The organism is Bacillus sp. OV322, assembly GCF_900112495.1.
Taxonomy (GTDB): Bacteria; Bacillota; Bacilli; order Bacillales; family DSM-1321; genus Peribacillus.
Genome location: NZ_FOMA01000001.1, coordinates 212,104 through 225,413, shown reverse-complemented (window position 1 = coordinate 225,413; position 13,310 = coordinate 212,104). Strand labels below are relative to the sequence as shown.

Annotated in this window: 15 protein-coding genes; 8 read left to right on the top strand and 7 right to left on the bottom strand. The window is 41.6% G+C overall.

Features of this window, described 5'->3' with window-relative positions; translation table 11 throughout:
- Positions 1-29: 29 nt before the first annotated feature.
- Positions 30-1,880 (bottom strand): asparagine synthase (glutamine-hydrolyzing), encoded by a 1,851-nt coding sequence (gene asnB / locus BM126_RS01105; protein WP_090987396.1) that lies wholly within the window; start codon positions 1,878-1,880, stop codon positions 30-32.
- Between the two features lie 326 nt (positions 1,881-2,206).
- Between asnB and BM126_RS01100 the strand changes: the two genes are divergently transcribed.
- On the top strand, positions 2,207-2,773 hold the full coding sequence (locus BM126_RS01100) for a DUF2777 domain-containing protein (protein ID WP_090987394.1): 567 nt from the start codon (positions 2,207-2,209) through the stop codon (positions 2,771-2,773).
- A 185-nt stretch (positions 2,774-2,958) separates the two neighbouring features.
- Positions 2,959-3,279: a winged helix-turn-helix transcriptional regulator gene (locus BM126_RS01095; RefSeq protein ID WP_090987392.1), complete on the top strand. Its 321-nt coding sequence runs from the start codon at positions 2,959-2,961 to the stop codon at positions 3,277-3,279.
- Positions 3,280-3,527: 248 nt separating this feature from the next.
- On the opposite strand, the gene BM126_RS01090 is transcribed toward BM126_RS01095, so the two are convergent.
- The 4 genes from BM126_RS01090 to BM126_RS01075 form a co-directional block, all read right to left on the bottom strand.
- Entirely contained in the window at positions 3,528-3,662 is a 135-nt protein-coding gene (locus BM126_RS01090; protein ID WP_090987391.1) for a BA3454 family stress response protein, read from the bottom strand.
- Positions 3,663-4,050: 388 nt separating this feature from the next.
- Positions 4,051-4,401, bottom strand: coding sequence for a YisL family protein (locus tag BM126_RS01085; protein ID WP_071350140.1), 351 nt, complete (start codon positions 4,399-4,401; stop codon positions 4,051-4,053).
- A gap of 94 nt (positions 4,402-4,495) precedes the next feature.
- Positions 4,496-5,389: a fumarylacetoacetate hydrolase family protein gene (locus BM126_RS01080; protein ID WP_090987389.1), complete on the bottom strand. Its 894-nt coding sequence runs from the start codon at positions 5,387-5,389 to the stop codon at positions 4,496-4,498.
- Between the two features lie 26 nt (positions 5,390-5,415).
- Positions 5,416-6,585 (bottom strand): DUF418 domain-containing protein, encoded by a 1,170-nt coding sequence (locus BM126_RS01075; protein WP_090987387.1) that lies wholly within the window; start codon positions 6,583-6,585, stop codon positions 5,416-5,418.
- A 221-nt stretch (positions 6,586-6,806) separates the two neighbouring features.
- Between BM126_RS01075 and BM126_RS01070 the strand changes: the two genes are divergently transcribed.
- The 6 genes from BM126_RS01070 to BM126_RS01045 all read left to right on the top strand — a co-directional run bounded on the left by BM126_RS01070 (position 6,807) and on the right by BM126_RS01045 (position 8,800).
- On the top strand, positions 6,807-7,028 hold the full coding sequence (locus tag BM126_RS01070) for a spore germination protein (RefSeq protein ID WP_071350137.1): 222 nt from the start codon (positions 6,807-6,809) through the stop codon (positions 7,026-7,028).
- Positions 7,029-7,060: 32 nt separating this feature from the next.
- On the top strand, positions 7,061-7,252 hold the full coding sequence (locus BM126_RS01065) for a spore germination protein GerPB (RefSeq protein ID WP_071350136.1): 192 nt from the start codon (positions 7,061-7,063) through the stop codon (positions 7,250-7,252).
- 93 nt (positions 7,253-7,345) lie between these two features.
- Positions 7,346-7,960: a spore germination protein GerPC gene (gerPC, locus tag BM126_RS01060; RefSeq protein WP_090987385.1), complete on the top strand. Its 615-nt coding sequence runs from the start codon at positions 7,346-7,348 to the stop codon at positions 7,958-7,960.
- Positions 7,950-8,129, top strand: a complete 180-nt coding sequence (locus tag BM126_RS01055; protein WP_090987383.1) for a spore gernimation protein GerPD — start codon at positions 7,950-7,952, stop codon at positions 8,127-8,129. The genes gerPC and BM126_RS01055 overlap by 11 nt, the downstream gene beginning before the upstream one ends.
- 4 nt (positions 8,130-8,133) lie before the next feature.
- Positions 8,134-8,544 carry a spore germination protein GerPE gene (locus BM126_RS01050; protein WP_090987381.1) on the top strand — a complete coding sequence of 137 codons (411 nt, stop codon included), beginning with the start codon at positions 8,134-8,136 and terminating at the stop codon, positions 8,542-8,544.
- Positions 8,545-8,581: 37 nt separating this feature from the next.
- Positions 8,582-8,800 (top strand): spore germination protein, encoded by a 219-nt coding sequence (locus tag BM126_RS01045; protein WP_090987379.1) that lies wholly within the window; start codon positions 8,582-8,584, stop codon positions 8,798-8,800.
- A gap of 29 nt (positions 8,801-8,829) precedes the next feature.
- Here the strand turns inward: BM126_RS01045 and addA are convergent, their stop codons facing one another.
- Both addA and BM126_RS01035 read right to left on the bottom strand, forming a co-directional pair.
- Positions 8,830-11,256 carry a helicase-exonuclease AddAB subunit AddA gene (gene addA, locus BM126_RS01040; protein WP_090987377.1) on the bottom strand — a complete coding sequence of 809 codons (2,427 nt, stop codon included), beginning with the start codon at positions 11,254-11,256 and terminating at the stop codon, positions 8,830-8,832.
- A gap of 426 nt (positions 11,257-11,682) precedes the next feature.
- On the bottom strand, positions 11,683-13,227 hold the full coding sequence (locus BM126_RS01035) for a reverse transcriptase/maturase family protein (protein WP_090987375.1): 1,545 nt from the start codon (positions 13,225-13,227) through the stop codon (positions 11,683-11,685).
- Positions 13,228-13,310: the final 83 nt, after the last annotated feature.

Genomic DNA, 13,310 nt, shown 5'->3' with positions numbered 1-13,310 from the left:
CGGGATTTTAAAATGCCCCGCAGCCTTCTTTAGGATTCGACTATCCCAATATTATAATCCTTGAACCATACATGCATCTGGGCAAGATGGGCCAGCAATTGCGGACCTGACATTAATTGCCCGAACCAAGGGACCTTAAATGCAGCACCCCTGCTTTCCAGAATATCTCCAAGCTTTTTCTTATCAAATAACTCATACAGCACAGAATTCCTGTCTTCCAGTATATCCTTCAGCCACATTGCCACACGTTCGGTATAAACAGGATTATGGGTTTTAGGATATGGACTTTTTTTGCGGTACAGCACTTCATCGGGGAGCAGACCCTCCAATGCCTTCCGCAGTATCCCCTTTTCCCTGTTTCCGGTCATTTTCATTTCCCAAGGAATGTTCCAGACATATTCCACGAGACGATGATCTGCAAACGGCACCCGGACTTCAAGGCTCGCCCCCATGCTCATCCGGTCCTTCCGGTCAAGAAGAGTAGTCATGAACCAAGTGATATTTTGGTAAAACATTTCTCTCCTTTTAGCTTCTTCTTTGTTTTCCCCGTCCAATTTAGGCGTTTCTGCTGCAGTCCGTAAATATTGGGAGCGTACATATTCTTCAAGCCTTAACTTTTCCTGCCAGCCCTGTTTCAGCAGTGACACCCTTTCCTCTGTTGATCTCATCCAGGGAAACCCGGGCCGGTTCAGATCATCTTCTCTATGAAACCATGGATATCCCCCGAAAATTTCATCGGCGCACTCCCCTGATAATCCAACAGTGAAATCTTTTTTGATTTCCCTGCAAAACCAAAGTAGTGAGGAATCGACATCAGCCATTCCAGGAAGGTCTCTTACATGAACCGCTTCGGTCAGATAATCTGTCAGCAGCTCCTGGGAGATGACGGATTTATGGTGGGCAGTGCCGAAAGTGTCTGACATCAGCTTAATCCATGGTCCATCTGAATTGGGCTGAAAATCATTAGCTTTAAAAAACAGGTCATTTCCTTCATAATCTATCGAATAAGTATGGAGCCTTCCTTTGCCTTCATTCTTATACTCTTCTGCAGCAATGGCCGTGATTGCGCTTGAATCCACTCCTCCAGATAGAAATGTACATAAAGGTACATCTGACACCAGCTGTCTTTTTACAGCATCCTTCACAAGGAAACGGACCTTTTCTGCTGTTTCGCCAAGTGTATCCATGTGCTGTTCACTTTTTACATTCCAGTACCGCCAAATCCGCAGGCCCTGCCGTGACAGTGTCATTGCATGCCCTGGCCTCAGCTCATTAACTCCCCTGAACACACCCGATCCAGGTGATCGGGAAGGGCCCAGTCCAAGCACCTCAGCCAATCCTTCACGGTCCAGTTCAGTTTTTATGTCAGGGTGTGCCAGAATGGCTTTAATTTCAGACCCAAAAATAAGCCCGCCATTTTTTTCTGCATAAAATAAAGGTTTTACACCTAAACGGTCTCTTCCGATGAACAATTTTTGCTCATGATGATCCCAAATGGCAAAAGCGAAGATCCCATTAAAAAAATCCACGCATTTTTCTTTCCATTCTATATAGGAAGTGAGCAAAACTTCTGTATCAGAATGCCCCTTAAAGGAATATCCTTTTAATAACAGTTCTTTACGTATATCTTCCGTATTATACAATTCACCATTGTAAGCGAGAGTATACTTCAAGCTGCCGTGTTCCTTTTCCATTGGCTGTTTGCCGCCTATGGGATCGACCACTGTTAGCCGCTTATGCCCGAAACTTGCGTGAGTATCATTCCAAATATTTGTTTCATCGGGTCCTCTTTTCTTTAATGTTTCGGTCATGGCCGCCACTTTTTCTCTTTCATTTGTCAGGTCTTTTTGAAAATGGACCCAGCCGGTTATTCCGCACATATCCATCCATCCTTTCTAGCCGGAGAGCAAGAAAAGCCAAACGGCCTCTTTTACAGCAGCGCCGACATATACGCTGATTTTTCATATTCAGACTGAGTGCAGCTTAATAGCGATTTAAAATAGCCTATGCAAATTGCAGAGGATGGTTATTTGTCCTTATTAAAAAACAGATGTGTGGTGGAACCCCGCCCTTTTAACGGCTTGCGTTTTTTATAAACGCACCCAGTAAAATCATTGTATGAAGCTCTTATTAAATAGATTCAGTTATAATTTCTTGGAATTTTGTCAAAAAAGTAGGTGAGGCATTCCACTTTTGGAGGTAAATTATGAGTCAACAGCAGCGAGCAAAGCTTTTCCAGCGCCAATCCAGGGCATTTTCAGCAGGAACAGTGGAAAATATCAATCATCAATGGATATTTTTTGATGAAGAAACTGATGAAGCCTCTTCTTTGGATGAATATTTGCACCAGGATATTGAAGTTTTCAGAGGACATAGATGGAGAAAAGGAATAATTGAAGATAATGGGGCCGTAAGATTCAACAAAGAAGTTCTTTACTTAATGGATGAAGAACGGATACGAATCCGTAAACAGCTGATTTACTCATTTGAGAGGCTGCTTGAAGAATTGAATGACGATTCCTTTTTTCAGTTTATTACGACTTTGAACTCCCTCGATTTTTCAATTTATGACTGTATTTACAGCTATAATCAGCTGACTTTTTTAAAAGAGGCAGAAAGCCGGTCAGGTGTTAATTTTTTTACTTTCGACAACGGTACAGACATATGCTCCGTCCAGCATCACTTTTGCTATGCCGAGAAATCCCATGACCGGTTTGAATTTACCATGAACACCGGAAAAAGAATTGTAATTGAGAAAATGAACAACCTTTAATCGAAAGGCTTGCTGACGTTATACCAGCAAGTCTTTTTTTTCTGCTTTTCAATCTAAAGAAACTCACTGCACGCTTGGGGCAATTCCCCCTGAAACAATTGAGTTTTCGCAGTATTCCATGTATAATTTACTTAAATTACTTATAATGCTCTATGACAGTAAAAGTAACTAAAGGGAGATCTAAAATGAAATCACCGCTTCAATTATGCCCCAAAGTTGAATTCTCATATGAAATTATCGGAAAGAAATGGGCAGGCTTGATTATACACGTGCTGATGGATGGCCCCAGACGTTTTAATGAAGTACACGAAATGGTGCCCAACCTGAGCAAGCGGATGCTAACAGAGCGGATGAAAGAGTTTGAAGAACTGGGTATTGTAATCCGGAATGTCATCGCAGAACGCCCCGTCAAAATAGAATACAGCCTTACAAAAAAAGGCTTTGAACTCGGAAAAGCACTTTCCCCCGTACAAACATGGGCAGAAAAATGGATAATCCCAAACTAAAAAGCGCAAGCGCCTTGTTCAGCCCCGACCAGCATTAGGCGCATAAGAATAGAAGGCGCTTTTTGCCTTCAATTCTTATGTGACTTATGACCTCGAGGGGCTAGGCGCTGAAGCTGGATTCATAAAAAGCGTAAGCGCCTTGAATAGCGGATCAAAGACTACTTACGCCGCGTCCTGGGGGCCTAGGCCAATAATACAAAAAAAAGACATGAAAACAGCCTCTGCTGTTTTCATGTCTTTTTTTTTTATTATGCAGATAACTGTTTTTTTACTTGCTGCATAGCAATGCTCTCAATTTTTTTGCTGCTGTCGCCTTTATTGGCAATTACATTTGTTTGATATCTTCTGCCCTGATAATCAACTGTAAGTGTTACTTGATACATTCAGTTTTCCTCCTTCTTCTTTTTTCATGTCCAATATTTTTCTGCAAGGCGCTTAGCCCCTCGAGGTCTGAGGGGCTGTTTGGGCGATTGCACTATTTGTGTTCTATGAAAAGCCCTTATCGGCTGCTTTTAGTTTCTGTGAGAGTAAAACTTATTGCTGCTCAGTAAATGATCCTCATGTTCTCCATTTCTCAATAAGAACCATTTCATAAATCACAAGAAGTAACTTTTTATTATTTAAGTTACTTTACATAACCTATATTAGACCCTTTTGAATGAAACGTCAAGCCCTGAATTCTCCTCTGCTCTCTAAACAAAAAAACACCCTAATTGTTAGATTGGTTTCTAACAGTTGGGGTGCATTTTAAAAGACGGTGCTTTCTTCTTATTAACTGAATGGGTGCAATCCTTGAGGCATGGATAATCCCATGTACAGGATAATCAGGAAAGCAACAACAAATATTACTGTAAAAATTCCTGTGCTTTTTCCTTTTTTTGCTCGGACAAGTGTCATTTCCATCAAGGCGATGACCACGATTCCCATGATCAGCTTTCCTGCATAATACGAAAAACTGCTTCCAATCAGCTGAAAGCCTGAGAGGATGATCAATATGTAAAAAACACGTGTTGCCATATGAAGAGCCTTTGCTTTCGAATTTCCGCTCTTATACATGGACAATGAAACAAAAAAGAGGATAATGGCGATTACCCAGGTCGTTATGTGCAAATGTGTGGTCATATTACAATGCCCTCCTAATATATAATCTTCATCATCATATCATACACATTTATAGAAAAACAGGTATCGCCCTTTCTTCTCAGCTTTAATTAAGTTATCGGACTGAATTTGAGAGCGTGCCTATTTTTTCAATAGTAACCTCAATCTTGTCACCAGACTTTAGGTAAACAGGAGGCTTCATGCCCTTGCCGACACCTGCAGGAGTTCCAGTAGCTATAATATCTCCAGGCTCAAGTGTCATTCCTTTGGAAATTACAGAAATGATTTCTTCTACCGGAAAGATAAGCTGGGAAGTATTGGACTGCTGCCGTACATCTCCGTTCACCTTTGTCAGGATTTCCAGGCTTCCCGGATTTCCAATTTGAGATTTATGCACAATCACCGGTCCGATCGGACAGGTCCCATCCAGGCTTTTTCCCAAGAAGAATTGTTTATGTTTTTCCTGCAGATCCCTCGCTGTTACATCATTTAAAATCGTATACCCAAATACGTAATCCAGTGCTTTTTCCCTGCTGATTCCTTTCCCTTTTTTGCCGATTACTACAGCTAATTCACCCTCGTAGTCCAGCTGTGATGTTACTTCAGAATGGATAGGAATGTCTCCTTTATTCCCTATCACTGAAGTCGGAGCTTTTGTAAACATCATAATGTCTGCCGGAATATCCGCTTCGCTTCCCATTTCTTTTGCGTGCTCAGTATAATTTTTCCCCACACAGAAAATATTTTTAGATGGCCTCGGAATCGGCGCTTCCCAGTCTGCACTTTCAAAATTTGTATAGTAACCCTCTTTGTCTTTTTGCTCTTTCACCCATTTTCGGATGCTTTCTGCATTATTTAGTTCGCTCTCTTCATTGTTTATTAATTCCTCAAGAGAAGATGCCATTTTGATTCCGCTTTTCGCAGCCGCCTTTTGGAGAAGCAAAAGCTTTTCCTCCTCCACCAGCACCAGCACGCTTTTTCCTTCTGCCCTAATCGTTCCAAATTTCATGTTCTCCCTCTCCTATCATATATTTTTTATAGCCGCCTCTTCTTCATGAAAGGTCTTTTTCCGTAGGAAGCAAATCGCCATACATATTCAATAGGCCCTAAATAATAACGCTGAATCCAAATAAAGCTTGCACCCAGCTGCAAAGAAAAAATAATAGCTGCGACGCCAAGGCATTCTGCAAGCGTCATCCTTCCATATAAACCCAATCCATATGAATAAGACAGCATGGTACAAACAATTGACTGCAGTATATAATTGCTGAGCGACATTTTCCCAGCTGCAGCAAGAAGACATGAAAGTTTGCTCCCCGCATATTGCTGCAGCGCCAGGGCTGTTCCAGTAATATAAAACATTGACAGCAGCGGCCCTCCAAACTGGTCCTGGATAAATTCCGTAAGAGAATTTGAGACCGTTGCATACGGAAGAAACTTTAAAATCAGACCGGCAACAAGAGAAATAACAGCCAGCTTTCCGAGCAAGTTTTTAAACTGATCCGGAGCATGTAACCATCTTAATTTCGCAAATCCGGCTCCAATGAGCAAAAATGGAAAAACAGATAAGAATAGAAATATAAAGCTTTCTGCATTATTCATTTCTTGCCATTCTTTTATTCTCATCATGGTTATTTGTTCAAAGGTACCCGTTTGATACATATTCAAAGCTTTTCCGGCCATTGCAGCCCCTGCATTAACAGGGTTATCTGCAGACATAGCCATTAGCACTCCTGTCAGAAAAAAAGGAATAATATATAGCGCAGCCCCTGTTAACAGCAGGAATTTCCCCTCCCATTTATAAAACAGCAAAAAAGCAAAACCAAATAGAGAATAATGAATGAGAATATCTCCGCTCCATATTAAAAAAGCATGAACAATGCCAAAAATACTGAGGATAATCAGCCTTTTTGCAAAAAACAGAGAAAATGATTTTCCTTCATGCAAAAACCTCTCTGCAGATACCGCCGCTCCAAAGCCGAATAAAAAAGAAAAAACCGGATAAAAGCTAGCCTGTGCCGTAATATCAATGAATATGTAAATAAAATGAAAAGGAAATCCTTTTCTCCAGACAGCAGGATCCATATAGGCAACCGGATAAAAGTAGGAAAGTATGTTAACAAGCAGGATTCCAAACAATGCGATACCTCTAAGACTGTCAACACTAGTAATCCTTGCTTTAAATAAAACTGTTTCTTTTGCCACGGCATCACCTCTCCTGTATGTCCCTATTATACTAAATACTGAGAAAATGTTGAAATTTCTGTAATCTAAATCAGCGTCCTATCCGCTTTTCCGCTCGCAGCTCTACAGGTTCACCGGCGGAAAGGCGGCGGGTTTAATTATATCGCCCATAAATTTATCACGAGTCCGGTGCTTTCACATATGATAACCTAGAACTTTCATTCAGCAGGGGAGGTGCCTGTATGCCGGCCATCGTTGGTGTTGTTCAAGTGATCAGTGTCGGCAGCAGCGGTGTATTTCATATTGGAGATGTTTTTAAAATAGCTCCTTACTCCACCTCAAAAACTTTTTCCGGGGCTGGCTCTTTTAACACAGGGGACACCATTTCTTTATACAATGCACACAGTTCAACAAATACCTATGATACTGATGCCGCTGATCAGCCAATTCTTTTTAACCTTTAATGTACGGATGCTGTACGGTAAGGAGGCACATCATGATTTTTAATATTCAGCAATCCATTCATATTAATATGATTAAAATCGGCAGTGTGTCCAATTCTTCCGTTTTCCAAATTGGAAGCGCCGGGGTCATAAAGCCATATTCAACTCTTTCGAATACCGGAGGATTCACTGCACCGGCACCAGGCTTTGAAATTACTACTCCATTCACTGCCGGAAGGGAATAATTGCAAGTCTGTTCACCTGCGCCCAGTTCCTGCATATACTTGATTAAATCCTTTCATCTGAAAATTTTGCTGAAGGTTAGGTGAAGACACCCCATGCAATCTGAATTTTATTCCTATGCAGAACAAATGCAGCGATATCTGGAGGCCCAGGACAGGCGGATAGCAAAGCTTGAAAGTGATCTTACACGCCTGGCAAATGAACTGGATGAAATAAAAAAAAAGCCCCCCATTAATGTTGAAAGAATTGAATATAAATTCGATCAGCTCAAAGTTGAGTCTTTAGAAGGCACCTTAAATATCGGGTTGAATCCAAATGACCTGGCTAATATTGATGAATTTACCGTTAATAAAAATCCAGCGGCTCAAGTGCCCTATATTTTTCCTGAAAGAGATATCATGACAGCTGACATCTCTGATGCTATAAAAGGCAGCTTGCCTGCCATTATTTTAGAAAACGAGGAAAGAAGCGGGACAGCAATGGATCCTTCTTATCATGACTTCATTAGGCATGATGTAGAACGGCAGCTGCCTGCCCGGATTGATATGTACATCAACGAAACACCGCAGCCTGAGAGGGTCCCTCATTTGCTTCAGAATGTAAAAGAAAAAGTAATTGAGCGGATCACTTCTGATATACATGCTGCCATTGCCGCTTTTATGAGTCAATCAAACAGTCAAACAGGGGGGAACGGCGATAATGGAGTTTAATGTAACAAATCATGAAATATGTGTCGGAGAAATCAAAGTCACTGGTGTGGCAGCCTCTTCACTTCTGCACATTGGTGATGTGCAGACCGTCCAGCTGTCATCGGCCTTTGATACACCACCTGAATCTTTAATCATTGGCCCATTTGTGCCATTTAGCTCACAAGGTTAATTCCATGTTTTCAAGAATATCCAAAGTTGATTCCATCACTGGAAAAAGCCTCATCTTCAGCTCCGTTCTGCAAATTGGAGATACACGCTATATTGATGGAGTTTCAGAAGTTTTAGCTGTGCAGAGGGATGTAAAATATAATTACAGCAATGAAGAAGATTACTCAACTTACAGGGTATTCGGCTATCCGTCTGTTTACTTGCCTATAGAAGAGCCAGTTTTCATAAAAACAATAAATAAATCACCGCTTATTCAAGTCGGCAGACTGGATTTTATTGGAGCCACGGTCTCTTCCGTTATTTCTATCGGAAACACGGATCATATCAGAATGAAATCCAGGATTAAACATATTCGTAGGCTAAGCAAAATTGCGCCCTCTCAGGGTTCCCCCTCGCCGGATACCAATACTTCATGAAAGAATACTAAAAATTCATGGTAAAGGAATGTTTTAGATGCCTGCAATAACAGGGCCCGTTCAAATCATTAACGTAGGAGGAGGGGTCTTGCAATTCGGAGATTCTCTTGTTACTTCCCCCAAATCTGCAGCCAAAACGATAGCAGGTTCAGGATCTGTCAACTCTGGCGGCTTAATCTTCACTATAAACGGCATTAACGGAAGCAATGTACTTGATGTGAACGGCATCGATCAGCCGATTACAGGAAACAACTAGGGAGACAGCTCTGCTGTCTCCCTGGTTGTTTACATTTCGAGCAGGTGTGCTCCATCAAAAAAGAATAAATACTTTTCCGTTACCTTTTTGTTTAGAATTTCTTCAATTGCTCTGGTATAGAGTTCAAGCTGAAGATGGTACCGATCAGCCAGTATTTCTTTTGCTCCTTGAAAGCCATGTGCAAATCTGTTTTGGATAGCATCTGTTTTATAATCGATTAATACGAGTCCCTCATAATCTTCAAAAATACAATCGATTACACCCTGAACAAGAATTTGTTCGTCCTCTCCCTTCCAATCTGAATATATCTCAGCTGCCTGAAGGGACATTGTAAAGGGAACTTCACGCCGGATTACCTCTGCCCGGCTCAGTCTTTCTCCTATCTCACTATTGAAGAAATTTGCTATCACGTCTTTGTCAACGGCGTCCATCTGTTCTTCTTTTAGGAGCTCCCTATCTATTAAGCTGTGTAAGAGCTCATCAATCGCTGCCTCGGTAACCGGCTTCCTTACATCTATATGCTGCATGACAAGGTGTGTAATTGTTCCCTTCTCTGCCGGAGTTAATGACTTTTCCTGCAAAAATTGCGGCCTTCTCGAAATCGGGCGCTTATATTTCCGCAGCAGCTCTGTGGAGCTTTCCTGATCTCTTAGTTCATTTTGCCGCTTCAGCTCCGAGACCGACTGCTTCGAACGGTGTATGGAAGCTTCCAAATGCGGATAAATCCACGTAAGCTGTTTATGAATTTGGTCATTATATCCTGATTGAACTTCCACGTTTTCACCATGCTTCACATGATCAAGCAAATTCTGCTGCTCCGCGGCTTCTCCGTCTTCTTCTGATTGAAGTTCCTCTAATGCAACAATCTGGGCTTTCCACTTTGAAGGATGGCCAGTGATGCTGCTATTGTCTGCAGCCGTTCCGCCGTCCATACCGGCTATTTCAGCCAGGTCCCGGTGCCTGATAATAGCAGGTCCAATCCAGTCCATGTAGCTTTTGGCGTTTGCCCTGACATAGTCCTTCAGCAGCCACTCCCCATGGGATGCATTAGCTGACCATGAAGCAATGGATTTTTGAGAATCCTTTAAGGAACAAATTAAATAAAGCTTTTCCTTTGCCCTTGTCAGCGCAACATATAAAACCCGCATTTCCTCCGCTATCATTTCAAGCTGCTTTTTTTTCTTAAATGCAATCTGCGGCAGAGAAGGATAGGTAATCCGAAGTTCGGGATTCACGAATTTCGATGCAAACCCTAAGTCTTTATCAAGCAGATAGGATTTTCGGATATCCATCATATTAAACTGCCTGGAAAGCCCTGCAAACATGACGATTGGAAATTCCAGACCCTTCGATGAGTGGATGGTCATAATCCGCACAACATCTTCCTGTTCACCCAAAGCTCTTGCAGCACCGAGGTCATCTCCCCGCTCCTGCATTCTTTCAATAAATCTTAAGAAACGGAATAATCCCCTAAAAGAGCTTGTCTCATATTGCCTTGCCCTGTCATATAGTGCTCTAAGATTTGCCTGCCTCTGCTTTCCTCCCGGCATTCCTCCTGCAAAATCATAGAAGCCGGTATCCCGGAATAACAGCCAAATTAAGTCAGAAAGTGCCTCCTGCCTGGCAGCTTTTCTCCATGCTGAAAGTTTTGTGTAAAAAGATGACACTTTTTCATAAAGAGCCTCATTTTCTGAAGGGTCTCCTTTTAAGCAGTACTCTGCGACAGCCTGATAATAGCTCCCTGAATGAAACAGGCGCACTTGTGCAAGCTCTTCCTCATCCAGGCCGGCAATGGGGGATCTTAATACGGAAGCAAGCGGGATATCCTGCTGGGGATTATCAATGATTTTAAGCAAGGAAAGCATAATAGCAACCTCTGTCGCCTCAAAATATCCTGTGGACAAATTGGCATAGACAGGTATTCCCGCCTTTTTAAACTCCTCGATGATTTGAGGAGCCCATGGCATTGAACGCAGTAAAATGACAATATCCCTGTATGCGGCTGAGCGGGATTTACCTGTTCTTGGGTCAATGATTTGCTTTTTTTCTCCTATTGCCTTCTTAATCAGCTTAGCCATCATTCTTGCTTCAAGCTGTGCATTCTCAAGTTCCTCATTTTCAAATCCGGCTTCTCCCTCATCAGATTCTTCCTTAAGGGATGCAACAGCCTCTTCATCGTTTTTCCCGCCGTCAATCAGAAACATTTCAATAGGATGCGGCCCGTCATCAGGATAACTGGCTCCTTTTTTTAAAGAAGCATCCTCATCATATTCAATTTCGCCGACAGTCATTCCCATCAGCTGTTTGAATAAGAAGTTTGTCCCGTCAAGAACTTCGCTGCGGCTGCGGAAATTCCGGTTCAGATCAATTTTTAAGCCTGTCTGTTCTCCTTCATGGGTAAATCTTGCATATTTTCCGAGAAATAAATTTGGCTCTGCCAATCGAAAACGATAAATAGAATCAAGTAAGCGCCCGGCGCCTTGCTATATTGCTATAGCAGGTTTCCAAACACTCCTCCCAGAACCGTACGTACACCTCTCGATGTATACGGCTCCACATTCATCAGTCCAGCTCGCCGCTTCAGGTCTTATATGAATGAAAGTTTCTAAATGAAGGCAAACGCCTTTCTCTGCCTTTCAATCATATTTCTACCCGCAGCTTTTGCCTTTAGTCAGGTCACTTTCAGCCATGATGCTTTAAAGGTCTTCCAGAATAACCTGTCTAAAAGGCTTCGCGAGCAGCAAATTATATAGTATTCGGCTATCAGTGTTCGAGTCTTTTTTTATGGCTCTGTTGCTCGATTTCTGCTCCAGGGACCAGGTTCTGCAGCAGAAACCATCAATGTCCAACCATCAGCATAAGTATTAACAGAATGCTTTTCCTTAATCGTTTTGTCTTTTTACCTTATCAATGAAATAGGCAAACTCTTCCCCTTTTTTTGTTTTATACCTCACTCTAAATCTTCCATCCTTTGAATATCTGCCCCAAATCTCCGAGACTGATGTCCGATATTTACTTGCAAAGGTTTTTAACATACTCTGTTCCATAATGTAACAGAATTTGTTCAGTACATTTGCATTATGGGCTAATCGGAAATAATCATATAGCCTTCTGATTTCGGAGTTATATTTTAATAGGATTTCCAGATCATCATACTGCTGCATCCGGGGCCTTGCCTTGCCTTTCCATTGACCTTCTTTGGTAGTATCCAATACGTCTAATTCCCTTAGTTTACCTTCCCAATGTTCATGCGGTACATATAATCTGATAGGCATATGGTGTGCGGATTTAATTCCATTACTTCGCTGTAATCTGTAATTCTTACCGCGCTCAGTTGTTATATCGTAGCTAAGGAATCTTGTTTTTTCTGCAGAATGTATTATGTTTATATTCTCTTGTGGTAATTGAAGGTTTAACTTTGTTTTTAGAAACAATGTTACATCTTCATTTATTTTTTCTGCATCTTCCTTTGCCCCGATAATGCCCACAATAAAGTCACCTGCATGTCTTGTATAAAACAATCGTCTGAAGTTCTTGTCCATTTGATTTTTAGAGGGGGTATTTTTAAGTTTTGTTTCCAGCTTTTTAAGTTTTTGAAGATACTCCATTCCTTTTTCGGTTTCTTTGCCAGCAGCGCTGATTTTATCCTGATAATGCCTGATCCGGGCTGCTGCATTTACATATTCACTGCTATGTCCCCGCATTTTGCCCTTATCGAAGTTTACCTTATACTCTTTCATGTATTTATCAAGTTCATGAAAGTATATATTTGATAATATCGGCCCTATAATACTTCCTTCAGGAGCCCCGCCATGGCATTTACGCCATTTCCAGTCTTTCATATAACCCGCTTTGAGGAACTTCCATATCAGATTAATGAATTTCTCATCTTCAATGCTCTTTCTTAACAGGCTTATTAAGGTATGGCGGTCAATATTATCAAACAAATTTCCGATATTTCCTTTGACGAACCAGCGGACACCGCTGAATCGCTGCTGGATTTGCATTATTGCGGTATGGCAGCTTTTGTTTGGTCTGAAACCATGCGATGTATCTTCAAATTTCCCCTCATAAATACTTTCCTGTATCATTCTTACAGCTTCCTGGACTAATTGATCTTCAACTGAAGGTATACCTGGTCTATTACTGCCGTCCCTTTTCGGTAAATCTGCTTTCCCGATTGGGGCAGGCTGGTATGATTGGTCCTTTAGACGTTCAATTAAGTTATTGATTTTTTCAAGACTCATGCCATCGGCTGTATCGTTATTTACCCCTTCCATCATTTCCACAGGCTTCCCATATAAATGCTGATATGCCAAGCAAAAAAATTCCGGGTTATATAAATTCCGATATAGCCTATCATACTTATAATTTTCACTGCTGGATTTCCCAGCCAGACTGGCTAATACTACTCTCGGATTTCTCATAGAGCCTCACGCTCCTTCCCAATTTTGTATTATGCCCGATGAACTGCTCCCCTTCGCCATGTACCAGGCTTTCCCTAGCTCGG

Coding starts and splice junctions, on each gene's coding strand:
- BM126_RS01085 (WP_071350140.1), bottom strand. CDS start 4,401: ATGACCACACATTTGCACATAACGACCTGGGTAATCGCCATTATCCTC.
- BM126_RS01035 (WP_090987375.1), bottom strand. CDS start 13,227: ATGAGAAATCCGAGAGTAGTATTAGCCAGTCTGGCTGGGAAATCCAGC.
- BM126_RS01055 (WP_090987383.1), top strand. CDS start 7,950: ATGGAGTTTAATGTAACAAATCATGAAATATGTGTCGGAGAAATCAAA.
- asnB (WP_090987396.1), bottom strand. CDS start 1,880: ATGTGCGGAATAACCGGCTGGGTCCATTTTCAAAAAGACCTGACAAAT.
- BM126_RS01080 (WP_090987389.1), bottom strand. CDS start 5,389: ATGAAATTTGGAACGATTAGGGCAGAAGGAAAAAGCGTGCTGGTGCTG.
- BM126_RS01090 (WP_090987391.1), bottom strand. CDS start 3,662: ATGTATCAAGTAACACTTACAGTTGATTATCAGGGCAGAAGATATCAA.
- BM126_RS01070 (WP_071350137.1), top strand. CDS start 6,807: ATGCCGGCCATCGTTGGTGTTGTTCAAGTGATCAGTGTCGGCAGCAGC.
- BM126_RS01050 (WP_090987381.1), top strand. CDS start 8,134: ATGTTTTCAAGAATATCCAAAGTTGATTCCATCACTGGAAAAAGCCTC.
- BM126_RS01065 (WP_071350136.1), top strand. CDS start 7,061: ATGATTTTTAATATTCAGCAATCCATTCATATTAATATGATTAAAATC.
- gerPC (WP_090987385.1), top strand. CDS start 7,346: ATGCAATCTGAATTTTATTCCTATGCAGAACAAATGCAGCGATATCTG.
- BM126_RS01045 (WP_090987379.1), top strand. CDS start 8,582: ATGCCTGCAATAACAGGGCCCGTTCAAATCATTAACGTAGGAGGAGGG.
- BM126_RS01095 (WP_090987392.1), top strand. CDS start 2,959: ATGAAATCACCGCTTCAATTATGCCCCAAAGTTGAATTCTCATATGAA.
- BM126_RS01100 (WP_090987394.1), top strand. CDS start 2,207: ATGAGTCAACAGCAGCGAGCAAAGCTTTTCCAGCGCCAATCCAGGGCA.